The 24939-nt window shown below is 57.3% G+C and carries 24 protein-coding genes; 2 read left to right on the top strand and 22 right to left on the bottom strand.

Annotated elements, in window-relative coordinates; translation table 11 throughout:
- Positions 1–329: 329 nt before the first annotated feature.
- The 6 genes from secG to rlmE form a co-directional block, all read right to left on the bottom strand.
- On the bottom strand, positions 330–719 hold the full coding sequence (secG, locus tag QWI16_RS03375) for a preprotein translocase subunit SecG (protein WP_302711323.1): 390 nt from the start codon (positions 717–719) through the stop codon (positions 330–332).
- A gap of 28 nt (positions 720–747) precedes the next feature.
- On the bottom strand, positions 748–1527 hold the full coding sequence (gene tpiA, locus QWI16_RS03370; protein WP_302711322.1) for a triose-phosphate isomerase: 780 nt from the start codon (positions 1525–1527) through the stop codon (positions 748–750).
- A gap of 93 nt (positions 1528–1620) precedes the next feature.
- On the bottom strand, positions 1621–2958 hold the full coding sequence (glmM, locus tag QWI16_RS03365) for a phosphoglucosamine mutase (RefSeq protein WP_302711321.1): 1338 nt from the start codon (positions 2956–2958) through the stop codon (positions 1621–1623).
- Positions 2958–3830 (bottom strand): dihydropteroate synthase, encoded by an 873-nt coding sequence (gene folP, locus QWI16_RS03360; RefSeq protein WP_302711320.1) that lies wholly within the window; start codon positions 3828–3830, stop codon positions 2958–2960. Before folP ends, glmM begins: the two co-directional genes overlap by 1 nt.
- Before the next feature lie 62 nt (positions 3831–3892).
- Positions 3893–5815 carry an ATP-dependent zinc metalloprotease FtsH gene (ftsH, locus tag QWI16_RS03355; RefSeq protein ID WP_302711328.1) on the bottom strand — a complete coding sequence of 641 codons (1923 nt, stop codon included), beginning with the start codon at positions 5813–5815 and terminating at the stop codon, positions 3893–3895.
- Positions 5816–5964: 149 nt separating this feature from the next.
- Entirely contained in the window at positions 5965–6588 is a 624-nt protein-coding gene (rlmE, locus tag QWI16_RS03350) for a 23S rRNA (uridine(2552)-2'-O)-methyltransferase RlmE (RefSeq protein ID WP_302711319.1), read from the bottom strand.
- An 83-nt stretch (positions 6589–6671) separates the two neighbouring features.
- On the opposite strand from rlmE, the gene yhbY reads away from it, so the two are divergent.
- Positions 6672–6974, top strand: a complete 303-nt coding sequence (gene yhbY / locus QWI16_RS03345; RefSeq protein WP_302711318.1) for a ribosome assembly RNA-binding protein YhbY — start codon at positions 6672–6674, stop codon at positions 6972–6974.
- Between the two features lie 99 nt (positions 6975–7073).
- On the opposite strand, the gene greA is transcribed toward yhbY, so the two are convergent.
- From greA to carA, 3 genes are all read right to left on the bottom strand, one after another.
- Positions 7074–7550 (bottom strand): transcription elongation factor GreA, encoded by a 477-nt coding sequence (greA, locus tag QWI16_RS03340; protein ID WP_302711317.1) that lies wholly within the window; start codon positions 7548–7550, stop codon positions 7074–7076.
- Positions 7547–10768, bottom strand: coding sequence for a carbamoyl-phosphate synthase large subunit (carB, locus tag QWI16_RS03335; protein ID WP_302711316.1), 3222 nt, complete (start codon positions 10766–10768; stop codon positions 7547–7549). Before carB ends, greA begins: the two co-directional genes overlap by 4 nt.
- 64 nt (positions 10769–10832) lie before the next feature.
- Positions 10833–11972, bottom strand: a complete 1140-nt coding sequence (carA, locus tag QWI16_RS03330) for a glutamine-hydrolyzing carbamoyl-phosphate synthase small subunit (protein WP_302711315.1) — start codon at positions 11970–11972, stop codon at positions 10833–10835.
- Between the two features lie 428 nt (positions 11973–12400).
- Here carA and QWI16_RS03325 point away from each other — a divergent pair, with 428 nt between their 5' ends.
- Entirely contained in the window at positions 12401–14071 is a 1671-nt protein-coding gene (locus QWI16_RS03325) for an LTA synthase family protein (RefSeq protein ID WP_302711314.1), read from the top strand.
- Between the two features lie 24 nt (positions 14072–14095).
- Here QWI16_RS03325 and QWI16_RS03320 read toward each other — a convergent pair whose 3' ends face one another.
- The 13 genes from QWI16_RS03320 to rlmB form a co-directional block, all read right to left on the bottom strand.
- A complete protein-coding gene (locus QWI16_RS03320; RefSeq protein ID WP_302711313.1) occupies positions 14096–16000 on the bottom strand; it encodes an acyltransferase family protein in 1905 nt (634 codons plus the stop codon).
- 34 nt (positions 16001–16034) lie between these two features.
- The gene (dapB, locus tag QWI16_RS03315; protein ID WP_302711312.1) at positions 16035–16841 is read right to left on the bottom strand and encodes a 4-hydroxy-tetrahydrodipicolinate reductase; all 807 of its coding nucleotides are present in this window, start codon (positions 16839–16841) and stop codon (positions 16035–16037) included.
- 12 nt (positions 16842–16853) lie between these two features.
- Positions 16854–17456, bottom strand: coding sequence for a GTP cyclohydrolase II (ribA, locus tag QWI16_RS03310; protein ID WP_302711311.1), 603 nt, complete (start codon positions 17454–17456; stop codon positions 16854–16856).
- 23 nt (positions 17457–17479) lie between these two features.
- Positions 17480–18118, bottom strand: a complete 639-nt coding sequence (locus tag QWI16_RS03305) for a TIGR02281 family clan AA aspartic protease (RefSeq protein ID WP_302711309.1) — start codon at positions 18116–18118, stop codon at positions 17480–17482.
- 49 nt (positions 18119–18167) lie between these two features.
- On the bottom strand, positions 18168–18668 hold the full coding sequence (locus tag QWI16_RS03300) for a phosphatidylglycerophosphatase A family protein (RefSeq protein ID WP_302711308.1): 501 nt from the start codon (positions 18666–18668) through the stop codon (positions 18168–18170).
- A 54-nt stretch (positions 18669–18722) separates the two neighbouring features.
- Complete coding sequence (gene thiL / locus QWI16_RS03295) at positions 18723–19706, bottom strand: thiamine-phosphate kinase (RefSeq protein ID WP_302711307.1); 984 nt, start codon at positions 19704–19706, stop codon at positions 18723–18725.
- 2 nt (positions 19707–19708) lie between these two features.
- Complete coding sequence (gene nusB, locus QWI16_RS03290; RefSeq protein ID WP_302711306.1) at positions 19709–20170, bottom strand: transcription antitermination factor NusB; 462 nt, start codon at positions 20168–20170, stop codon at positions 19709–19711.
- Positions 20171–20638, bottom strand: a complete 468-nt coding sequence (gene ribH / locus QWI16_RS03285) for a 6,7-dimethyl-8-ribityllumazine synthase (RefSeq protein WP_302711304.1) — start codon at positions 20636–20638, stop codon at positions 20171–20173. It abuts the gene before it with no gap.
- A 23-nt stretch (positions 20639–20661) separates the two neighbouring features.
- Positions 20662–21780: a bifunctional 3,4-dihydroxy-2-butanone-4-phosphate synthase/GTP cyclohydrolase II gene (gene ribBA, locus QWI16_RS03280; protein ID WP_302711303.1), complete on the bottom strand. Its 1119-nt coding sequence runs from the start codon at positions 21778–21780 to the stop codon at positions 20662–20664.
- On the bottom strand, positions 21777–22430 hold the full coding sequence (locus QWI16_RS03275; protein WP_302711302.1) for a riboflavin synthase: 654 nt from the start codon (positions 22428–22430) through the stop codon (positions 21777–21779). The genes ribBA and QWI16_RS03275 overlap by 4 nt, the downstream gene beginning before the upstream one ends.
- A gap of 20 nt (positions 22431–22450) precedes the next feature.
- Positions 22451–23605 (bottom strand): bifunctional diaminohydroxyphosphoribosylaminopyrimidine deaminase/5-amino-6-(5-phosphoribosylamino)uracil reductase RibD, encoded by a 1155-nt coding sequence (ribD, locus tag QWI16_RS03270; protein WP_302711301.1) that lies wholly within the window; start codon positions 23603–23605, stop codon positions 22451–22453.
- Positions 23606–23616: 11 nt separating this feature from the next.
- The gene (gene nrdR / locus QWI16_RS03265; RefSeq protein WP_302711300.1) at positions 23617–24093 is read right to left on the bottom strand and encodes a transcriptional regulator NrdR; all 477 of its coding nucleotides are present in this window, start codon (positions 24091–24093) and stop codon (positions 23617–23619) included.
- A gap of 68 nt (positions 24094–24161) precedes the next feature.
- Positions 24162–24911, bottom strand: a complete 750-nt coding sequence (gene rlmB / locus QWI16_RS03260; protein WP_302711299.1) for a 23S rRNA (guanosine(2251)-2'-O)-methyltransferase RlmB — start codon at positions 24909–24911, stop codon at positions 24162–24164.
- Positions 24912–24939 lie beyond the last annotated feature (28 nt).

Raw genomic sequence — 24939 nt, 5'->3', positions numbered from 1 at the left:
GCAAAGGGGTTGATGCCTAAACATCGAATTTGCTAATGCATAATCTGCCAATCATCCCGACACACTACGCGTGGTCGCTGTCGGCGTCCTGCCTCTCGCGACACTTGTGCCTCCTGCACATCGTCTACCCAATTCACCACTTGGGCAAAGGGGTTGATGCCTAAACATCGAATTTACTAATGCATAATCTGCCAATCATCCCGACACACTACGCGTGGCCGCTGTCGGCGTCCTGCCTCTCGCGACACTTGTGCCTCCTGCACATCGTCTATCCAATTCGCCACTTGGGCGAAGGGATGATACCTACGGCGTCGAAAACCGTAATACGATTACTCAGCCGGGATGGCGGGTACGTCGCTGGCCTCTTCGCTGCCCATACTGGGCACATCAGAGGCCTCATCGGAAACAGCCGGCACATCGCTATCGGCCGCTGCTCCAGCGGGGGCGGATTCTATCATGGATGGAATCGCTTCGTCAGTCACCGATGCACTATTTTTTGCAATTATCGCCAAGCCAAAGCTGGTGCAGAAAAACACAAAGGCGAAGATGGCGGTGGCGCGGGTAAAGAAGTTGCCACTGCCTTCACTGCCAAATACAGTTTGTGAAGCGCCGGCACCAAAAGAAGCACCCGCTGAGGCGCCTTTGCCCTGCTGCATCAGGATCAGCGCAATAATCGCCAGCGCTGTCAGTATGTGTACGATAAGAACGATTTTTTCCATTGCTCCAGTCTCTATGAGCTGCTTTGCGTTATGACCTTTTGCCCGCCTGTTCGGCGTGCCGGCAAATAGCCAGAAATTCATTTGCCTCCAGCGAGGCACCGCCCAATAGGGCACCGTCGATATCCTGCAGCTGAAACAGCTCTGCGGCGTTATGCGATTTGACACTGCCACCGTAGAGTATCGTCAACTGCCTCCCCAACTCGCCAAACTGCTCGCGAATATAGGCGTGTACCTGCTCCGCCTCATCGGGCGTTGCAGTTTTGCCAGTGCCCACCGCCCAAATGGGCTCGTAGGCCACTACGGCGTGCTCAAAGGCTTCCAGGCCAGCAGCATTGCGGACCACATCAAGCTGAGCACCAATGGTCGCCAAAGCCTGACCGGATTCACGTTGCTCGATGGTCTCACCGACACAGAGTATCGGAACCAGCCCGGCTCGCTGGACCGCCAAAAACTGCTCGGCCACATAGTCGTCGGTTTCGCCGCGCAAGCGCCGGCGCTCGTTGTGCCCGATGATCACATAGCGACAGCCCAGATCAGCCAGCATAGCGGCCGAGACTTCGCCTGTGTAGGCACCCGCTTCGTGGGGATTTGTGCTCTGACCACCCCAGTGTAACTGGGAGCCTTTCAGAGACTCGGCCACCTGGGGTATATGAACGAAGGCGGGACAAATTGCCACATCGACGCTCTCTAGCGCAGTCCAGCCCCCTAAGATGCCCTGCAACAGGCGGGTATTGTCTTCCCGCGTGCCGTTCATCTTCCAGTTGCCGACCACCAGCCGGCGACGCTGACCCTGCGGTTGCGACGCCATATTCTACCCTCCGTAAAGCGGCCGCCAATGGTAGCGGAACAGCCGCCAAGTTACAACGCCGAAAGCCCCTAAAATCGGGCCGCCGCTAGCGGCTCAGTTGAGCGCCCGTTCGACGACCTTTGCCAGTTCCTGCGCCAGGGTTTTTACCTGGGCCCGGTCCTCGCCCTCAACCATCACCCGCACTACCGGCTCGGTACCCGAGGGACGCAGCAGCACCCGCCCGCGCCCGGCGAGCTTTTCCTCGGTAGCGGCGACAGCCTGCTGAATGGTTTCATCCTTGTTCAAATCCACTTTTTTCACGCGGTGGACGTTGATCATGGTTTGCGGCAGTTTCATCATGCCCTGCTTGGCGCTGTGAAGGCTCTCCTCCATGGTGGCGATAGCCAATAACACCTGCAGCGCCGAAATAATGCCATCGCCTGTGGTTGTCACATTGCTACAGACGATATGCCCCGAGGACTCACCGCCGATCGCCCAGCCGTTTTGGCGCATGGTTTCAATCACATAGCGGTCACCCACCTTGGCCCGCGCAAAGGGAATGCCCAGGTTTTTGAGCCCCAACTCGAAACCAAAATTGCTCATCAAGGTGCCCACTACGCCGCTGCAGCCTCCACCGTACTGGTGCTGATAGGCGGCGATGATGTATAACAATTCATCACCGTCGACGATTTCACCTTTATGATCGACGAAAATCACCCGGTCGCCGTCGCCATCAAAGGCGATGCCCAGATCGGCCCCGACCTCCTGCACGCGCTCTTTCAGCGCTTCGGGGTTGGTGGAGCCACAGCTGCGATTGATGTTCGTGCCATTGGGCTCAGTGGCAAAGGGAATCACCTTGGCCCCCAGTTCGGAAAAAACACTGGGGGCAATGTGATAGGTAGCGCCGTGAGCGCAGTCGACAACAATTTGCAGTCCGCTCAGGTTAAAGCCCCAGGGCATGGTCCCCTTGCAGAACTCGACATAACGGCCGGAGGCATCGGTGATGCGCCGGGCTTTGCCAAGCCGCTCGGCCGTGACCATTGGCAATTCCAGCTGCTCTTCAATCGCCTGTTCAATATCATCAGCCAGTTTGGTGCCATTGGCGCTAAAAAACTTAATGCCGTTATCGTAGTAGCTGTTGTGCGAGGCGCTGATCACAATACCGGCCTGGGCCTGGAAAGTACGCGTCAGATAGGCGATGCCCGGTGTCGGCATAGGCCCGAGCAACCCCACATCAACCCCGGCATTGATTAGCCCTGCCTGCAACGCCGACTCAAACATATAACCGGAGATACGGGTGTCTTTACCAATAAGAAACAAGCCCGGCCCGTCGAAGCGATCGACCAGCACACGGCCAGCGGCCCAGCCCAGCTTAAGCATAAAGTCCGGCGTGATGGGCATTTCCCCCACCCGGCCACGTATGCCGTCGGTACCAAAATATTTACGACTCATTACGGTTTATTCTCCTTAAGCGCCAGGTGTACCGCGAGTACATCGGCCGTTTCTCGCACATCGTGCACCCGGATAATGTGAGCGCCGCGCCAGGCGGCTTCCAAAGCGAGCGCCAACGAGCCCGGCAGGCGCTCGCCAAGCTCGCGCCCGAGCAAATGCCCGAGCATGGATTTACGGGACATGCCAACCAACACAGGGCAGCCAAAGCGGTGGAAGTGTGCGAGCTCGCGTAATAGCGTCAAATTATGCGCGAGCGATTTACCAAAGCCAAAGCCCGGATCGAGCAGAATTTTATCGCGGCTCAAACCAACCGCTGCGCAGGCGTCGAGGCGCTCGCGAAAAAACTCACTGACCTCCCCCAGCACATCGTCGTAAGCGGGAGCGTCCTGCATATTGCCGGGCTCACCACGCATGTGCATCAAACACACTGGCAAGCCGGTTTGTGTGGCCGCCGCCAGCGCGCCCTCTCGGCGCAGGGCTCGCACATCGTTAATCAGTGCCGCGCCGACCGCAGCACTCTCACGAATAACGGCCGGGGAGCTGGTGTCCACAGACACAGGTGCATTCAACTCCCGGACAATCGCCTCCACCACTGGCACGACCCGCTCCAGCTCCTGCTGCTCGCTGACGGGCATTGCCCCGGGGCGGGTTGACTCGCCACCGACATCAATAATGGCGGCGCCGTCGGCCAACATGGCCTCGGCGCGTCGGACTGCCAGCGATAGGTCCAGAGTGTCGGCGCGGTAGCAATTACCGCCGTCGGAGAAAGAATCGGGCGTGGTGTTGAGAATGCCCATGACCAGCGGGCGGGACAAATCCAGCGAGTGGGCAGCTGCTGCAAGGGTTCCGGAGTAAGGTATAGAAGCGCTCATGCCATCTTAATTCATACAAAAAAATAACCCCGCCGCAGCGGGGTTATGGACGCGGACAGGCCTCAGTGATCTTCAGCCGGGCCGCCAATCGGGCCGGCCTTGCCCTCTTTGGGCTCGTCCGCCTTCTTGTCGCTGACGCCGCCACCGCCGATGTGGCTATTGAAGTCGCCATCGTGCCAATCGCGAGGCGGGCGCACCTTGCGGCGGGCCATCAAATCATCCACTTGTTCGGAGTCGATGGTCTCGTACTCCATCAACGCGTCTTTCATGGACTCGAGAATATCGCGGTTGTCGTGCAGAAGCTGCTCGGCGCGCTTGTAGCAGCGATCGACAATTTCGCGTACTTCTTCATCAATCAGCTTAGACGTCTCACCCGAGTAATTGGGCGTGCCGGAACCAGGCATCATGCCTTCGTCTTCGCCATAGTGCAGCGGCCCCAGCTTTTGCGACAGCCCCCACTTGGTCACCATGTTGCGGGCCAGCTCAGTGGCACGCTCAATATCGTTTGAGGCGCCGGTGGTGATGCCTTCATCCCCCAGGGTCATCTGCTCGGCGATACGACCACCGAACAAGGTGCAAATCTGCGATTCAATCGCCCGGCGACTCAAGCTGTACTTGTCAGCCTCCGGCAGGAACTGGGTCACCCCCAAGGCGCGACCGCGCGGAATAATCGTGACCTTATGGATCGGGTCATGCTCCGGTACCAAACGGCCCACAATAGCGTGCCCGGCCTCATGGTATGCGGTGTTTTCCTTTTCTTTTTCGCCCATGACCATGGAGCGGCGTTCTGCACCCATCATGATCTTGTCACGGGCCTTCTCGAATTCCTCCATGGTCACGAGACGCTTGTTGGCACGGGCGGCAAACAGAGCGGCCTCATTGACCAAATTGGCCAAGTCAGCGCCCGAGAAGCCCGGGGTACCGCGGGCGATCACCGAGGCCTCTACCGACTCGGAAATCGGCACTTTGCGCATATGCACCTTGAGCACCTGCTCGCGGCCGCGAATATCGGGCAGACCAACCACCACCTGACGGTCAAAGCGGCCTGGGCGCAAGAGGGCGCGGTCGAGAACGTCGGGACGGTTGGTCGCGGCGATCACAATCACGCCTTCGCTGCCTTCAAAACCGTCCATTTCCACCAGCAACTGGTTCAGCGTCTGTTCGCGCTCGTCATGACCACCACCATGACCGCCACCACGGTGACGGCCGACGGCATCAATCTCATCGATAAAAATGATGCAGGGCGCCTGCTTTTTGGCCTGCTCAAACATGTCGCGCACGCGCGAAGCACCGACACCCACAAACATCTCGACAAAATCCGAGCCGGAAATTGAGAAAAAGGGCACCTTGGCCTCGCCGGCGATGGCTTTGGCCAACAGGGTCTTACCGGTACCCGGAGGACCGGCCATGAGCACGCCGCGGGGTATACGCCCCCCCAGGCGTTGGAATTTGGAGGGGTCACGCAGGTACTCCACCAGCTCCTGCACTTCTTCTTTCGCCTCATCGACCCCTGCCACATCGGCAAAGGTGGTTTTGATTTGGTCTTCGCCCAGCAGGCGCGCCTTGGACTTGCCAAAGCTCATGGGGCCGCCGCGACCACCACCGGCTCCACCTTGCATCTGGCGCATGAAAAACAGAAAAACCGCAATAATGATCAAAATCGGGAAGCTGGCCACCAACAGCTGGTGCCAGAGGCTGGGCTCTTCGCGCGGCAAAACGGTAATTTCAACGTCATGGCGACGCAAATCGGGCATAAGGTTCTCATCACGAATGGGAGGCAAGGTCGTGGTGAAGCGCGTGTTGTCGGCCATGACCCCGCGGACCTGCATTTCCTGAATCGTGACTTCCCTCACGCGATCCTGCTCTACTGCGGTCACGAACTCTGAGTAAGTGACTGCGTCAGATTGCGCGGGCTGATTAAATCCCTGAAACACGCTGAACAGGACGGCGGCAATAATCAGCCACAGAATCAGGTTTTTGGTCATATCGTTCAAGGTGAAACCCTCATTTACATCGTTCTGGGCGCCTTAGCGCCCTCGGGGGGCCAAGGCCCCGGTCACCATTTCACTGTGCGTGACTGTCAGTATAGCCCTGACAGTCATAGTTTGGATCAATGGCTAACCGTAAAAAAATGTCAGTTGCCTTTAAAACCTCTGGCAACTATATAAACCTCTCGCGAGCGCGCCCGCGAGGCGTCGGGCTTGCGCGTTGCCACTTTGGTAAAGGCGCTGCGCACATCGGCAAGCCAGGGCTCAAAACCTTCACCCTGGAAGACTTTGGCGACAAAGCTACCACCCGGGGCCAGTATTTCACGCGCCATATCGAGCGCCAGCTCTACCAGGTACATAGCCCGGGGCTGATCTACCGCCCCTACTCCACTCATATTGGGGGCCATGTCGGATATTACAAGGTCTACCGCCGCACCGTCGATGGCCGCCAGCAACGCCTCAAAGACAGCCTCTTCGGTAAAATCACCCTGAATAAAATCCACACCGGCGATGGAATCCATCGGCAGTATGTCCGAGGCGACCACCCGACCCCGGTCCCCGACCCGCTCGGCGGCCACCTGAGACCAACCGCCAGGGGCCGCGCCCAAATCCACGACCTTCATTCCGGCACGGAACAATTTATCCTTTTTATCGATTTCAAGGAGCTTATAGCTGGCACGCGAACGATAGCCGTCGCGCTGCGACTGTTTGACATACTGGTCAGAGAAGTGTTCCTGCAGCCAGCGTTTACTGCTTTTGGAGCGGGCCATTGAACCTGCTGCCTCCGGTATGCGTTACAATAGCGCCCCGTCTGCCAAGGCGATTAAGTATCCATTCTGGTTAAGGTGACGTTATGCCCCTAAGCGCTGAAAAACGCAAACAGTTCCGCACGCTGGGACACAATTTAAAGCCGGTGGTCACCGTCGCCGGTAACGGTTTGTCAGAGGGTGTGCTCGGCGAGTTAGAGCGAGCTCTGGATGATCATGAGCTGATCAAGGTTAAGCTGGCGCTGGCAGAGCGTGAAGACCGCGTCGAGGTTCTCGAAACGCTGAAGCGCCTACCCAACACTGAGCTGGTGCAGGCCATCGGTAAGGTTGCCCTACTCTATCGCCCCGCCAAGAAACCCAACCCAAAGTTATCGAACTTATTGCGCTAGCCTTGTGACGACACCCAACGGCTGTCTGGTGCTAACAGTTTTCTTTCTAAACACCAGACAGCCGAGTTATAGGGTTTGAAAGATGAGGGGCTTAGCCCCTCATAGATGCTCCACCTTGTCGATCTCGTACTCGACTTCGCCACCCGGAGCCTTAACCATCACCACATCGCCTTCTTCCTTGCCGATTAGCGCGCGCGCAATGGGCGAGCTTACCGAAATTTTATTGGCCTTCACGTCCGCCTCATCGTCACCGACAATGCGGTAGACTTTTTGCTCCTCGGTTTCGACATTCACAATGGTCACCGTGGTGCCAAAAATCACTTTACCGGTCGCGGGGATGGTCTTTACATCGATGATCTGGGCATTGGACAGCTTGCCTTCAATCTCCTGAATCCGGCCCTCACAGAAACTTTGCTGCTCGCGGGCGGCGTGGTACTCGGCGTTTTCCTTTAAATCGCCGTGCTCACGAGCCTCGGCAATCGCCTCGATAATACGCGGGCGCTGGACTTTTTTCAGGTCATTCAACTCTGCGCGAAGCGCCTCAGCGCCCTCTACCGTCATGGGTACCTTGTTCATTGTGCAGCCTCCTCGTGCAAATCCTGCAGGCGGCGTACCTGAATCTCTTTGCCAAAGCTCAGAGCCATGCACACGGCCTCGCCACCGGCCAGTGTGGTGGTGTAATACACCCGGTGAGCTTCGGCGCTGCGACGAATCGACGCCGAGTCACGTGTGGCCTGACGCCCTTCGGTGGTATTGATGATCATCCTGATCTCGTCGTTTTTGATCATATCGACGATGTGCGGACGGCCTTCTCCAACCTTATTGACCACCTCAACTCCGACTCCAGCCCCCTCAAGCACCTTGGCCGTGCCGCGGGTGGCAACCAAAGTAAAGCCGAGCTCCACCAATGCTTTACCCACGGCTACAACACCCGGCTTGTCCACATCGCGCACACTGATAAATACGCGCCCGCCGGTAGGCAATTTGCTGCCAGCCCCCAGCTGGCTTTTGGCGAATGCTTCGCCAAACGTGGTGCCCACGCCCATGACCTCACCGGTGGACTTCATTTCCGGACCGAGGATCGGATCCACCGCCGGGAACTTGTTGAACGGGAAAACCGCTTCTTTGACATTGAAGCAGGTGGGCACTATCTCACTGGTAAAGCCTTGCTCGGCCAGAGAGGTACCCGCCTGGCAGCGGGCGGCGATTTTGGCCAGAGACACACCAACACACTTTGAAACAAAAGGCACTGTGCGCGAGGCACGCGGGTTGACCTCAATCACATAGATTTTGCCATCCTGCCAGGCGAGCTGGGTGTTCATCAGCCCTACCACTCCAAGCTCAAGCGCCATGGCCTTGACCTGCTCACGCATTTCATCCTGCACTTCTTTGGGCAGGGAGTAAGGCGGCAGAGAGCAGGCCGAGTCGCCTGAGTGCACGCCGCACTGTTCGATGTGCTGCATGATGCCGCCAATAACCACTTCTTTGCCGTCGGAGACAGCGTCGATGTCCACCTCAACGGCAGCGCTCAGGAAGTGATCCAAAAGCACGGGCGCATCCTCGGACACTTTCACCGCGGAGTGCATATAGGTGCGCAACTCTTCCTCTTTGTAGACGATTTCCATGGCGCGACCACCCAGTACATAAGAGGGACGCACCACCAGTGGGTAACCCACTTTCTCGGCACTGATCAACGCTTCTTCCAATGACCGCACGATGGCATTCGGCGGTTGCAGCAGCCCCAGCTTGTCGATCATTTGCTGGAAGCGCTCGCGATCTTCGGCCCGGTCGATGGCATCCGGGCTGGTTCCCAGGATGGGCACGCCCTCAGCCTCCAGAGCCCGCGCGAGCTTCAGCGGCGTCTGGCCGCCAAACTGCAAGATCACGCCTTTTGGCTGCTCTTTGTGCACAATTTCCAGCACATCTTCCAGGGTAATCGGCTCGAAATAAAGGCGATCGGAGGTATCGTAGTCGGTAGACACCGTCTCTGGGTTGCAGTTGACCATTATGGTTTCGTAGCCGTCTTCGCGCATGGCCAGCGCCGCGTGCACACAACAGTAGTCAAACTCAATGCCCTGCCCGATACGGTTTGGGCCGCCGCCAATCACGAGGATTTTGGGCTTGCCAGTCACCTGAGCCTCACACTCCTCATCGTAACTCGAGTACATATAGGCGGTGGAGGTGGAAAATTCGGCCGCACAGGTATCCACACGCTTGAAAATCGGGCGAATGTTCAGCTCGTGACGCGCCGCCCGCACTTTCGCCTCCTTCACCCCCAGCAACAATGCCAGGCGCTTGTCGGAAAAGCCTTTACGCTTGAGCAGATACAGGTCTTCGGCCGACAGCTCGGGCAGCGTGGCCATACGTACCTTTTGCTCGAGCTCAATAATTTCGCGAATTTGCTCCAAAAACCAAGGGTCGATTTTCGAGGTCTCAAAAACTTCCTCGACGGTCATACCCAAGCGGAACGCGTCTCCCACGTACCAGATACGCTCGGCACCCGGGGTAGTCAGTTCGCGGCGGATACGCGCCGGGGTTTCTTCATCGTTCAGATCCAGCTTGGACTCAAAGCCGGCCGAGCCAACCTCCAGGCCGCGCAGCGCTTTCTGCAGAGACTCCTGCCAGGTACGGCCAATAGCCATAACCTCGCCCACGGATTTCATCTGGGTAGTGAGACGGGCGTCGGCATCGCCGAACTTTTCAAAGGTAAAACGGGGCACCTTGGTGACCACATAGTCGATACTGGGCTCAAAAGAGGCCGGGGTCGCGCCGCCGGTAATCTCATTTTGCAGCTCATCCAGGGTATAACCTACCGCAAGCTTGGCGGCTACCTTGGCAATAGGGAAGCCCGTAGCTTTGGACGCCAGCGCCGAAGAGCGGGACACCCGAGGGTTCATTTCAATAACGACCAGACGACCATTTTCCGGATTGACCGCAAACTGCACGTTGGAGCCGCCGGTTTCTACCCCGATCTCGCGCAGCACGGCGAGTGAAGCGTTACGCATAATCTGCAGTTCTTTATCCGTCAGCGTTTGCGCCGGCGCCACCGTGATGGAGTCGCCGGTGTGTACGCCCATGGGGTCAAAGTTTTCAATGGAGCAGACGATAATGCAGTTGTCGTTTTTATCGCGCACCACCTCCATTTCGTACTCTTTCCAACCCAACAGCGACTCGTCAATCAGCAGCTCATTGGTGGGAGACAAGTCGAGGCCGCGGTTGCAGATCTCTTCGAACTCTTCCCAGTTGTAGGCAATGCCGCCGCCGGAGCCACCCATAGTAAAAGAGGGGCGAATGATACAGGGGAAGCCAAACTCTTTAGGCACTTCCAGCGCTTCTTCCATGGTGTGAACGATCTTGGCGCGAGCGCACTCAAGGCCAATGCGCTTCATGGCCTTGTCAAACTGGTCGCGGTCCTCGGCCTTATTGATGGCCTCTTCATTGGCACCGATCAACTCCACACCAAATTTTTCCAGGACGCCGTGCTTGGCCAGGTCCAGCGCGCAGTTGAGCGCTGTCTGCCCGCCCATGGTCGGCAGAATCACGTCCGGGCGCTCTTTTTCAATAATCTTGGAAACCGTCTCCCACTCCACCGGCTCAATATAGGTGGCATCGGCCATGGCGGGGTCAGTCATGATGGTCGCGGGGTTGGAGTTCACCAGAATCACCCGGTAACCCTCTTCGCGCAGTGCCTTGCAGGCCTGAGCGCCCGAGTAGTCAAACTCGCAGGCCTGGCCGATGACAATGGGGCCCGCGCCCAGAATCAGAATGCTGTTAATGTCGGTACGTTTTGGCATGTCGGTCTCGCTGTCAGAATCGGTTTACGGGGTCAAAGCGTCGTCGTTGGGCGTCGCGTCTCCGTCACCGCTTCGCGCTCTCCATCAATTCAATAAAGTGGTCAAACAAATTGGCGGCATCGTGCGGCCCGGGACTCGCCTCCGGGTGCCCCTGAAAACTGAACGCCGGCTTGTCGGTGCGGTGGATGCCCTGCAAGGAGCCGTCAAACAGTGACTTATGAGTCGCCTTCAGGTTGGCAGGCAACGTCGCCTCATCCACCGCAAAGCCGTGGTTTTGGGCGGTTATCATGACGCAGCCTGTTTCAAGGTCCTGCACCGGATGGTTGCCACCATGGTGGCCGAACTTCATTTTCAAGGTCTTGGCGCCAGAGGCCAGCGCCAACAGTTGATGCCCCAGACAAATGCCGAACACAGGGGTATCCGTTTCGAGAATGGCCTTGATCGCCGCGATGGCGTAATCGCAGGGCTCTGGGTCTCCCGGGCCGTTGGCCAAAAAGACGCCATCCGGATTCATCGCCAGCACCTCACTGGCCGGTGTCTTGGCGGGCACCACGGTAATATCGCAGCCGCGGTCGGCGAGCATGCGCAGGATGTTGCGCTTCACGCCATAATCATAGGCCACCACTTTAAAGCGGGTTTCCACCACATCGCTGTGGCCGCCGCCGAGCTGCCAGCTGCCCTCGGTCCAGCGGTAGGGGTCAGAACAGGTCACCTCCTTGGCCAGGTCCATGCCCTTGAGGCCCGGAAACGCCTTGGCAGCCGCCAGCGCCTTGGCCTCGTCCAGCTCGCCGGCGATGATGCAGCCATTCTGGGCACCCTTATCGCGCAGCAAGCGGGTCAGGCGGCGAGTGTCAACATCGGCTATACCGACAACACCCTTGTCCTTGAGATACTCATCCAGAGTCTGGGTCTGGCGGAAATTGCTTGATCGGGCAGGCAGATCCCGGATCACCAGCCCTGCCGACCAGATCGTGTCGCACTCTTCATCTTCGGGGGTGGTGCCGGTGTTGCCGATATGCGGGTAGGTCAGTGTCACGATCTGCCGAGCGTAGGACGGATCGGTGAGGATTTCCTGGTAACCGGTCATGGAGGTATTGAAGACCACCTCACCTGCCGAAAGACCTTCGGCGCCGATTGCGGTACCCCGAAAGACACTGCCGTCTTCGAGCACAAGTAATGCGGGTCTGTGGGCCCCAGTAATCAAGTCAACCTCCTCAAGATTTCACTTTTTTTATGCCGAGCGAAGCGACCGCGCCAGAGCAGGCGCGAGAGCGCGGATACATCTCGTCGGAATAAGTAAAGCCCGGTCGCAAGTTGCAAAAAAGCGAGATGAACCAGTCGGCTTCATCTCGCTTATTTATTCACTGTGCTAAGGCGACCATTGGCGCGGCTTGGGTTAATGCAACTAACCGCGTATTGTAGGTGAGTAGCCCCTCATTGTCCAACCCGAATACCCCGTTTCCGCCCTGAAAAAGGCAGCTCAATGACCACTCGAGAGTGGGGGCTAGAAACAGATTTTCACAAAATCGAGTGTCATTTTGCAGTAACATATTAGAAATAGACGATTTTTATTACAATGCGTCCCCGATTGCGCCCCCCAACGGAACCCGTTTTACCCTCAAGGAGAGCCCCTTGCTTCATCCGCGCACAAACAAGCCACTGCTTATTATTGCCGCTCTGCTCATTCTGCCACTGGCCCTCGACGATCATCTTTCCGTAGGTTCGTCACCGGTAAAGCTGGCGGCCAATATATTGCCTCTGCTGCTGGCTTATTTGCTGTTCTTCGGCGTCACCCGAAGAGCCTGGTGCTCGCTGCTGTTCACAGCCTGCGCGGGCCTTGCGGTGTTTAGCGCTCACAAGCTGAAGCTTGAACACCTCAACCAACCATTAACATTTGCCGATGCGTTTTTGGCAGGCCAAACCATTGCCAACTGGAACCTGCTTTCGCTGTATGCCCCCAAGGGCATCAGCCTTATACTGGCCGCTGGAGTCGCCCTCACCATTTACCTTTTTATAAAGGAGCCTGCGATAAAGTGGCGCTGGGCACCCCCAACACTTCTCGTGAGCTTGGTTGGCTTCGCCCTCATTAGTGATAAAGCAGTCAGCCCAGAGTTGATGTACAGCCCCAAGGCCCACGGCGCTGAACCTTGGGCAACGAGCCAGGCACCAGCTAAGCAAGGGCTGTTAGCATCATTGGTGACAGGAGCACGCTCTGCACAATTAAGCTTGCCTGAGGTCAACCATGCGCTCGTTGACCAGTTCTTGCGCGACAACCCCATAGAGCCCGACTTCACTCAAACAGATGTTCGACCCGACATTGTGCTTTGGCTTGCCGAAAGCTTCTTCAATCCAGGCATCATTCAGGGGGTGGATAGTTGCGCGCTTATTCCGCAATTCTGCGCACTGTCCAATACGGCGCTTAAGAGTATTATTGACGTCCCGACATTTGGAGGAAACACCACCCGTACGGAGTTCGAAGTTCTGACTGCGATTCCGTTTCACGCTCTAGGTACGAAAGACTACCCCTACATTTCCATTGTTCACGCGAAACAGTCATCTATCGTCTGGTCTCTTTCGCAACTCGGCTATCAAACCACAGCCATGCACCCAAACAACCAAAGCATGTGGCAGCGCGACAGAGCGCTTCCGTTACTGGGCTTTGATCAATTCTTTGACATAGAACATTTTGACCGAAAACGACGAGACGGGATTTGGGTGTCAGACCTGGCCTTAGCCGAAACGATAAAAAGCCAACTTGAAGGCGAGAAAGAGCCCCAATTTATTTTTGCCATTTCAATGGAGGGTCACGGCCCCTTTGATACTCAGCCCGTGATCGATTCTGTGCGCCGAGACAACATTCAAGCCCCTTCCGCCCTTGATAAAAAGGCGAGCGCCGAGTGGAGAGAGTTTATCTACCACGCACAAAATGCTTCCGCCACAATGATCCACTTAAAAAAGTACATCGCGCAACGCGAACGCCCCACACTGGTTGTTTTTTTTGGAGACCATCTGCCCAACCTAAAACGTGTATTTGCACAAGTGAGCTTTGAGAACGGGCGAAAGGCTTGGCAACAAAACACACCTGCACTGGCATTTGCCAACTATCCCATCGCCAGTAACTGGCTACCTAAAGCCAGTCACGAACTGGGCGTATGGACTCTGGAACTAGCTGGACTATCAAAGTCCACAGACTACCAACTCTTGTCTCATGCGTTATCGGAGAACGAAAAAAGCAAAGGTTCGATTGAAGAGGTAGTGCGTAATTTACAACTGCAACGATTATTTTCTGCAGCACAGCAGTAATGTGAAACCCAACACACTGCCAAGTCACCGCATTATAAATGAGTCCCATGTAGAGTAGAGCCCCTCCAGACGCAGCGAGGCAGCCTCAGCTGCCTCGAGGCTCATATGATGTTCATCATAACTAAAAGGCTTACCGTCATAATAAAGCTCACAGCTCGACAATTCGTCGCCACAGAGAAGACTCTTTTTACTGACGAACCGGTATCGATCGACCGCCATCTGAGCAAGTTCCTCTTCAAATAACGCAAAATTATTTACCACCTCAGGCGTCACCCTTGGATCAACGCCTTGATTGTGGAGGTCGGCCATGGACTTTTTCAACGTTAGGTAATTTCCAAAAACAACTATCTCAGCATCGACAGCGTTTGAGATGTAATTATATGTCTCCAACAAGTGCTCAGGCTTATATCGCCCCCAATACACGGCTATAACAATAGTGTCGAAAGCCTTGAGAAAGTCCGGGTCAAGTCGCTTCTTGTTGAGCTGGTCGCACTTTTCCAGCTCGGACCATCCCTCCCAAATCTCATAGAGTGTATTATTGACCGTTGGCGGGCATCCACCAAGTGAAACATTGACATAGTACTTCTCTGGATAAGCGAAACGTAGAATGTTATAGGCATCCACCGTATGACTGTCGCCGATAACAAGAACGTTTTTCTCCCGGCTTAATGACGGGCTATTACACACATCCCAACCCCGCTCCCGGCAATCTGCCGAGATCAGCTCGAATCGCGCTTTTTTGCCCGCCTCTATATCAGACTCCAGTAGTTGCTGACGCTCGAAGCGTGAAGCAAAGCCGTCAAAAACCAGGCTCAACACAGAAACTCCGATCACGGTAGCAGCCGCACCACCCATGATTGAAGTAAAGGCACCTGGCTTTCGAGAAAAAGCAACTCGTTTCGAGCGAAACGGCGTCTCGATAAATTGGTACATAAGCGCCGCAAGAACCAAAGACACCACCAACAATAGGCACTTGTCCACTGCGGAGAATTCGTGATTCACATATTTGTACAGCACAATCAGCGGCCAGTGATTAAGGTACAGTGAATAGGACACTAGCCCGATAGCAACCACGGGCCGCCAGCGCAACAACACGGATACCCGCGCCTTTGCTCCCCAGGCAATAACCACCGCGGTACCAACACAGGGGATGACAGCGGTCAGCCCAGGAAAGACGGTCTTTTCTGTGTAGGCGAAAACAGGAATGACTATGGCCAAAAGACCCAAAGCCACCAAACACTCCTGCAGCCAGCCCGGCAGTGGCTCGCGACGTTCCAGCCAGACTAAAATCCCCCCCAAACAAAACTCTACAATTCGGAAGGGCATCATGTAGAAAACCAACTCACGCTGCTGACGGACAAACAGTTCGGCTGCAATCAGACTGACCAGCCCCAGACTCAGCAGTAGAATAAATACCGCTTTTTCCCGCCGAACAAAACACAACAACAGGGGCCAAAACAGATAAAACTGCTCTTCAACGGACAGGCTCCAGGTATGCAGCAGGGGCTTTAGGGTTGAGGCGGTATCAAAGTAGCCCGACTCGTTCCAGAACAAGACGTTGGATACCGAGAAAAGTGCAAACAGCGTTTCCTGGCCAAGACGCTCAAGATTCGGCGCCGGCAAGATGAACCAGGATGCAATAAACGTTGCAATAAACGTCGCAAAAAGGGCAGGCAGCAGACGACGTGCTCGCTTTGCGTAGAACCAGCCAAAACTAAACCGACCTTCGGTTACGGCTGAGCGGAGATGCGCAGTAATCAGATAACCCGATATCACAAAGAAGACATCAACGCCGATAAAGCCACCGGAAAACAGAACAAACTCAAGGTGGAAAAGCAGCACACTGATGACAGCGATCGCGCGCAGTCCATCAATGTGGGGAAAATAGGGCTGCTTTCCCGCAGCAACAGCAGCAGATTGAGTTGGCATAGAGTCCCTTAGAAGTGAAGAACGCTGTATTGCTTTATTTGAGGTCCAGCACATCCTGCATATCGTACAGAGCTGGCGGCTGTGTGAGCAGCCAGCCAGCGGCACGCACGGCGCCATTGCCAAAAGCCAAGCGACTTGACGCTTTGTGTGTAATCTCTACCCGCTCGCCATCGGCGAGAAACATGACCGTGTGCTCACCGACAACATCACCGCCGCGCACAGTGGCAAAGCCAATGGTGTCGCGGGCTCGGGCATCGCTAATGCCCTCACGTCCATAGACAGCGACTTTTTTTAAATCACGTCCGGTGGTTTCGGCGATGACCTCACCCATTCGCAGTGCCGTACCCGACGGGGAGTCAACCTTATGGCGATGGTGCGCCTCAACAATTTCAATATCGGAATCGGCGGCCATAACCCGCGCGGCGGTTTCCAACAATTTAAAGCACAGATTGACACCCGTGCTGTAGTTGGCCGCCAGGCACAGAGGGATCTGCGACTGATAGGCGAGCAGCGCATCTTTCTCAGTATCACTAAAACCGGTGGTACCAATCACCATGACTTTGCCGTGGCGCGCGCACAGGGCGGCGTTTTCCAGAGTGGCTGCCGGAGTGGTGAAATCGATAATCGCATCAAAGGTGTCGATCACGTCTGCGAGATTGTCAACAAGCGTCACGCCAAGCTTGCCAACGCCGGCAAGCTCTCCGGCATCAGCGCCCACCAAAGAGCTGCCAGGGCGCACCAGTGCTGCGGTAAGCTCAGTATTATCGGCTTTGACCGTGGCTTCGATTAGAATTTTTCCCATACGACCGGCCGCACCGGTCACTGCAATGCGTGTTGTCATGACGATAACCTTTTATGCGTCGCTTTCATCTTCAAAAAGGTGGCCAAGCTTACCTTTTTTGGTGGCCAGGTACTTGGCGTTATGGGGGTTGCGACCGGTTTGGTGAGGAATGCGCTCGGCGATGGTGATGCCCATATCCTCAAGCGCTTTAACCTTGCGTGGATTATTGGTCATTAGCTTGAGCGCGTGAACATTCAGATGATCCATCATCGGCTTTAGGATGCTGTAGTCACGCATGTCGGCGCCAAAACCAAGCTGCTCATTGGCTTCCACGGTATCCGCGCCGCAATCTTGCAGGTGATAGGCTTTGATTTTGTTCAACAGGCCAATGCCGCGACCTTCCTGACGCAGGTAGAAAATCGCTCCGCGACCGGCGATAGAGACTTTGTGCATAGCGGCCTGCAGCTGAGGGCCGCAATCACAGCGCATGCTAAACAGCGCATCCCCCGTCAGACACTCAGAGTGCACTCGAGCCAGCACCGGCTGATTGCCCGACAAATCACCCATGGTCAACACCAAGTGCTCCTTATCCAGTTTGTCATCCGAAAAACCGTGCATAACAAACATGCCCCAGGGCGTGGGCAGCTTAGAGGATTCTACAAATCGTATGGTCACCTAGATGTCTCTTCATTACTCGGTCAGTGGCGCGCCTTGAGAACCAGCACCCCCTGCTCCGTGCTCATGTCCACCAAACTCAAATAGCTGTTACCCAGCAGTATGGTGCGTGGTGAGCTGCCAATGATCACGGCAGCCTCCACATGTTTTACCTCAACAGAGCCCACCGACACACTGTCAAGCCAAATGTTGTAGGCGGCGGCGATGCCATTTGCCGTACTGACCTGTATTTCTTGGCCGGCACGATAGTTGATACCCAACTGCTCCGCAGCGTGACTGCTCATGGCCACCGAGGTCGCGCCGGTATCCACCATAAATTTCACCGGTATGCCGTTGATTCGCCCGGATGCCTCATAGTGGCCGCCTCGGCCGCTGGCAATCCTTACCTCGGGCAGATCCGCCTGCTCGAAGGCAGTGGCAATGTGCTTTTCGAGCCCCAGGCTATAGCGCTGGCCTTCATATTCAAGCTCAGCGCCCGCGCGTGAGGCGCTGAGTAAAGTCACCCCCTCAGGGCTGGTCTGGCCAGCGCGCATCATACGCTGCTTGCCGTTTATCTCAATAAGCGCTGAGTCCTTGGCGAGCATTTTTACCGATAAGTTAGCCGCCCAGCCGGCACTGCACAGCAACCAAAGCGCTAAACCGATTCCGATCAATCGCATCATGTCTCATCCCTCTTGCAACCAGTCCTTTTAAGATCCTTCACAGCGAACATCAGCCAACAAAAAAGTAAGCCAACAGTTGCATCGCCAGCCAAGCATAGACCGCCGCCAAAATGTCATCGATCATAATGCCCAGCCCGCCGTGTATTTTTCGATCCGCAAGGGAAACCGGCCAGGGCTTGGCAATATCGAACAAGCGAAACAGGACAAAGCCCGCCAGCATCCACTGCCAACCGGGCGGGGCCAGCAACATAGTCAGCCAGTAGCCCACCATTTCATCCCAGACAATCCCCGGATGATCATGCAAGCCCAGAGCTTTGGAGCTGCGTTCGCACCAGTAGACCCCGAGGGCAAAGGTCACCACCAACCACAGCGCATAGAGCGGCAGGCTCCAGTCGGCAATCAGCCAGTAGACCGGAATGGCCACCAGGGTACCCACGGTGCCCGGGGCCTTGGGCGCAAACCCCGAGCCGAAACCAAAAGCAAAAAAGTGGCTGGAGTTGGTCAGCAGTTCCCGTGGGCGGGGCATTGGAAGTTGTCTGCGTTGACTCATTGCGGGCTCCTCGGCACCGTTTGATTCAGCCTCATCGGCGCAGCCCGCGCCCGATTACTCAAAATGGCGATACCCGGCGCGCGCCAACCGGTAGGGCTTGCCGTCGAGCTCGCAGTGTACACCAGCGCCGGTGACAATCCGACCAATCACGCTGGCGTCAATCTCACCGCTGGCCTGGGCCATGGCCAGTAGCGGCATCTTGTCAGGCGCCACGGTAAACACCAGCTCGTAGTCATCGCCACCGGTGAGGGCCCAGTGATACGCCTGTTCACACGGCAGCGCCTCCAGCGCCCGACTCAGCGGCAACTGCGCCACATCAATTTCAGCGGCAAGATCACTGGCGGCGCACAGGTGGCCGAGATCGGCAAGCAGTCCATCGGAGATATCCTGAGCGCTGCTGGCGATCTCTCTGAGCACAATGCCCTCCAAAAGCCGAGGCTCCGGGCGATAAAAACGCTGTTGCAAGTAGGAGGCATGTTCGGGGGCGAAAGACACCTCGCCCTTGAGCGCGGCCAGAGCAGCGGCACCGTCGCCCAGCCGATGTGTGACGAGAACAAAGTCATCGACCGCCGCGCCATCGCGTCGCAATGCTTTACCTGGTGGCACCTGCCCGAGCATTTGGATGGCCACCGTCAGCGGGCCGGAAGTCGTATCCCCACCGATCAGCGAACAATCGTAGGCCCGGGCACATGCCTTAAGGCCCCGGCTAAAACCCGCCACCCAGCGGCGGCGAGCCTCCTCAGGCCACTGCGGCGGGAGCGTCAGCGATAGAGTAAACCAGGCGGGTGTTGCACCCATGGCGGCGAGATCGCTGAGATTGACACGCAGTGAGCGCTCACCCACCAACTCTGGATCGGCGTCCGCCGGAAAGTGAACATCCGCCACCAAAGTGTCGGCGGCCACCACCAACTGCTGCGCCGGGTCAGGCTGAACGATCGCGCCATCGTCACCAATACCGAGCACCACGGAATCCGGTGCCAGCTCATCCGGAGCTGGTTTGAAATAGTGGTCGATCAGCTCAAACTCGCCCGCCGCCACAGCTACCTCTGACCTTTACTGGCCTTGACTTCCAAAGCGCGCACATCTGCCGCCGCTCGGTCGAGTACACCGTTGACAAACTTGTGGCTGTCAGTGGCGCCAAATTTTTTCGCCAGCGCCACCGCCTCGTTGATAACCACTTTGTAGGGCACATCAATGCGACACTTGAGCTCGTAACTGGCCAGGCGCAGCAGGGCTTCGGTAATCGGGTCCAGCTCTTCGTCGCTGCGCTCTTGCAGATGCGGCGTAAACACCGCCTGAACCTCATCGAGCCTTGCCGGCACTTGGTGGAGCAACTCATGAAAGTAGGCGACGTCGACGTTTTTCATGTCGTAGTCGGTGCGAAACGCCGCTTCAATCACATTGACGCTATTACCCGACATCTTCCATTCATAGAGCCCCTGCATGGCGTAATGACGTGCCTTGCGCCGAGCCGAGGGCGATATTGCGTTGCTGTCGCTCATCTAGATTTTTCCCAGCAGTGAAACCATTTCCAAAGCGGTAGAGGCCGCTTCCACGCCCTTATTGCCTGCCTTGGTGCCGGAGCGCTCAATGGCCTGCTCTATGCTATCCACCGTCAGCACGCCAAAAGTGATGGGGACGCCCGCATTCAGCGACACCTGGGCCAAGCCCTTAGTGCACTCGCCCGCCACATAATCAAAATGCGGTGTACCACCGCGAATGACCGCGCCCAGGGCAATAATCGCGTCGTACTCACCCTTGGCGGCAACTTTCTGCGCCACCAGCGGGAACTCAAAGGCGCCCGGCGCGTAGTAGATGACGATATTGTCGTCACTGATGCCGTGGCGGCGCAGCGTATCCAGAGCACCGTCTTTCAGGCTCTCGACGACAAAGCTGTTCCAGCGGCTGACAATCAGGGCGTACTTGCCACTGGATGCGGAAAAATCACCCTCAATAATCTGCTTGCTCATAAGATTCTCACTCGTTAGTCGTATCACTCACTGTCCGGGCTGACGTAATCCACCACCTCAAGATCAAAGCCCGACAGCGCAGAAAAGCGCATGGGGGCCGACATTACCCGCATTTTTCTCACGCCCAGATCCCGCAGAACCTGAGACCCCGTGCCGACCTGCTTGTAGACCACATCGGCGCTGCGCCGCTGCTGGCGGCCGGACAAAAGCCAGTCGATAGACTCCTCCACATCGGCAGTGGACTCATCGTGGCAAATCAGCACCAGTACCCCATGGCCCTCGCGCTCAATACGCGCCAGCGCCTCGCCGTAGGTCCAGGAGCAAACGCCGTCGACCGCCGGGCGCTTGATCGCCAGCAAATCCCGCGCGGTATCCATAACATGCACCCGCACTAGGGTTTCATCTTCCGGTTGGATATCGCCTTTGACCAGAGCAAAGTGCAAATCGCCACGCGCGGTATCGCGGTAGGTGTGCAGAGCAAACTCGCCATACTCGGTTTCCACCCGGCGCTGATTGATACACTCCACCGTCTGTTCTTTCGTGGCCCGATAGTGGATCAAATCGGCGATGGTGCCAATCTTCAAGCCATGGGTTTGAGCAAACTGCTCCAGCTCGGGCCTTCTGGCCATAGAGCCGTCGGGATTCATGACCTCTACAATCACGGCCGCTGGCTCAAATCCCGCCATGCGGGCGAGGTCACAGCCTGCCTCGGTATGGCCGGCCCTGCTCATTACCCCGCCAGGCTGCGCCATGATCGGAAAGATATGGCCTGGCTGGACGACATCGGTGGGTTTGGCTCCGGCCGCCACCGCCACACGCACTGTGCGCGCCCGGTCAGCCGCGGAAATGCCCGTGCTCACCCCTTCAGCAGCCTCGATCGAGGCGGTAAAGTTGGTGGAGTGCTTGGCCTTGTTATCCTGCACCATCAGAGGCAGGCCGAGCTGCTGACAACGCTCCGGCGTCAGCGTCAGGCAGATCAGGCCGCGCGCATGGCTGGCCATAAAGTTGATGTCCTCGGCGCGCACCTGCTCGGCCACCATGATCAGGTCGCCCTCGTTTTCACGGTTTTCATCGTCCATCAGGATGATCATTTTGCCGTGGCGCAGGTCGTCAATCAGCTCTTCAACGGTGTTCAAATTCATTTGTTAAAACCATTTTCCGTCAGAAATTCCATGGTCATCCCGGTTTTGCCACTCTTGGACTCGCCCGCCAGCAAGCGCTCCAGGTAGCGCGCCAGTACGTCCACTTCAAGATTGACCAAAGTCCCCGGCCGGTAACTGCCCATAATGGTCTCGGCCAGGGTATGAGGCACAATATTGAGCTCGAACTCGGCGCCTTCAACCTTGTTGACTGTCAGACTGATGCCATCCACCGTGATTGAGCCCTTGTGCGCAATGTAACGCGCCAGCGCCTCGGGGGCGCGCAGGCGAAAACGCTCGGAGCGCCCATCGCTGTGGCGACCAATCACCTCGCCCACGCCATCCACATGGCCGCTAACAATATGGCCACCGAGGCGCGTGGTGGGCAAGAGCGCCTTTTCCAAGTTAACGGGCTGCCCCGTCTGCCAGTGTTCAATAGTGGTTAGGGACAGACTTTCGCGCGAAACGTCGGCGCGAAAGCCATCGCCGGGTAAATCGACCACCGTCAGACAAACACCGTTGGTGGCAACAGAGCCACCGAGCGACACGTCCGCCAGATCGAGCTTGCCAGTGCGAAGGTACAGGCTCACATCGCCACTGGCCGGAGTTACGGCGGCCACTTCGCCCACAGCTTCAATAATGCCGGTAAACACAGTCTAGTTTCTCCTCTCACTCAGGAGTCAAAGTCCGGCACTGCGGTAATGCGCCAATCCTGGCCCACAGCGCGAATGTCTTTTATATCCAGCGGCAGTTGTGCCGACATGGCGTCGATTGGCAACTCAAACAAGCCCCGGGCACGGTTACCCAGGAGCTTGGGCGCCATATAAAGGATGATTTCATCCAGAAACCCCAGACGCAAAAAGCTGCCTGCTACCTTAGCGCCCGCCTCTACCAGCACCTGATTGCAACCGCGCTTGGCCAGCTCGCGCAGCAAGAGTTGCAAACTCACACCGCCCTCGCGCTCGGCCAACACCAGATGCTCGACATGCTCAGGCCAGCCGCTGGCATCCACCTCGCGGGTGTGCACCAGCAGCACGGCGGAGGGCTGCTGCACCAACAGGCAGTCGGGCGTCAGTCGCCCACCGGAATCAAGCACCACTCTAAGCGGCTGGCGGATATCGCCATCGGCGGGCGCTTCCGGCCAGTCGCCACCCCGAACGGTTAGCGAGGCCTGATCCATAAGCACAGTATCCACCCCAGTAACTATGGCACAACTGCTCGCGCGCAGACGCTGAACATCCTCGCGCGCGCGCCGGCCGGTGACCCAGCGGCTCTCTCCGCTGGCCATGGCCGTGCGGCCATCGAGGCTCATGGCGAGCTTGCAGCTCACCCAGGGCAGACCGTGGGTCATGCGCTTGACAAAGCCGCGATTGAGCGCCAGCGCCTCCTCTTCGAGCAGCGGTCCCTCCACCTGAATACCGGCAGCGCGGAGCCGCGCAAAGCCGTCGCCGGCCACCTGTGGGTTGGGGTCCTCCATGGCGTAAACGACCCGCGCCACCTGAGCCTCGACCAGCGCCTCGGCGCAGGGCCCGGTGCGCCCAGTATGACTGCAAGGCTCCAAAGTGACGTAGCAGGTGGCACCGCGACAGACCTCAGCCCACATGCTGCGATCGGCCGGATCCCCCCCGGCAAGCTCGGCGGCGTTGCGCAGGGCGTTGATTTCGGCGTGATGATCACCGGCACGCCTGTGCCAGCCGCGGCCAATCACTTGCCCGTCTCGCACCAACAGGCAGCCGACCGCCGGATTGGGCGTGGTGGTATAAATGCCGCGGCGAGCGAGAGCGAGCGCCTCGGCCATGTAGACGCTGTCGTTTACTTGGCTCTTCATGTTGAATTCGTTCAGGGTGTGTTCGCCGGGTCCCGGTCCTGCCCTTCCAGCCGGTCGATTTCCTGACGAAACTCGTGCAAATCCTTGAAGCTGCGGTAGACCGAAGCGAAGCGCACATAGGCCACCTCATCCAACCCGCGCAGCTCATCCATCACTTTTTCACCCAGGCGGCGGGAGCGCACCTCGCGCTCGCCGGTGGCCTGCAAAAAGTGCTTGATGTTATTGATGGCGCTCTCTATGGATTCGACCGAAACCGGCCGTTTTTCCAATGCACGCTGCAAACCGGCGCGCAGTTTGGCCTCATCAAACGGCTCGCGGGTGCCATCTTGCTTGATGATACGCGGCATCACCAGTTCGGCAATTTCATAGGTTGTGAAGCGCTCGTGGCAAGACAGACACTCCCGGCGGCGGCGCACCTGATCGCCCTCGGCCACCAGCCGCGAGTCGATCACCTTGGTCTCCTCGGCACTGCAAAAGGGACAATGCATGAAATTTGCCTCACTTGGCGCAATTTGCGCGCATATTAGCATAAAAGTGCAGCATTCTGGTGCCCGAATCAGCGGCCCTGACTGCGCTGGCGAACGGCCTCGAACAGGCAAATACCCGTCGCCACCGAGACATTGAGGCTGCTGACAGTTCCAGCCATGGGGATTTTAACCAGCGAGTCGCAGGTCTCGCGGGTCAACCGCCGCAACCCGGCGCCCTCGGCGCCCATGACCAGAGCCAGAGGCCCACACAGGTCAGCCGAATAAATGGTGTCACTTGCCTCGCCGGCGGCCCCTTTTAACCAGATACCGCGCTCTTTCAACTTTTCCAGGGTACGGGCGAGATTGGTCACCGGAATAAACGGCACCACTTCGGCTGCACCGCAAGCCACTTTGCGCGCGGTGGGGTTGAGCCCTGCGGCATTATCCTTGGGAGCAATGACCGCATGAACACCAGCGGCATCGGCCGAGCGCATGCAGGCACCGAGATTATGGGGGTCGGTAACGCCATCGAGCACTAGCAAAAAGGGCGGCTCCTCAAGCGCATCCAGCAGCTCGTACAGGTAGGCCTCGGTATGACTCTGGCCTGGACGCGCCTGGGCGATCACCCCCTGATGGTTGGCATCGCCGGCCAGGGCATCCATTTTCTTGCGCGCCGCTTCCTGCACGGCAATGCCGTTGGCCTCAGCGAGCTGACGAACGGCCTGCAGCCGTTGATCCGCCCGCCCCTGCAGCACCAGCAGGCTCAGCACCCGATGGGGAGCACTTTGTAAAATGGCCTGCACCGCGTGCAGGCCATAGAGAGTTTCTGTTTTGCTCACTCGCTGTCTCTCTCCGCCTCCGGCGCCA

The organism is Gilvimarinus algae (assembly GCF_030518215.1).
GTDB lineage: Bacteria > Pseudomonadota > Gammaproteobacteria > Pseudomonadales > Cellvibrionaceae > Gilvimarinus > Gilvimarinus algae.
This window is presented reverse-complemented; position numbering and strand designations above follow the sequence as displayed.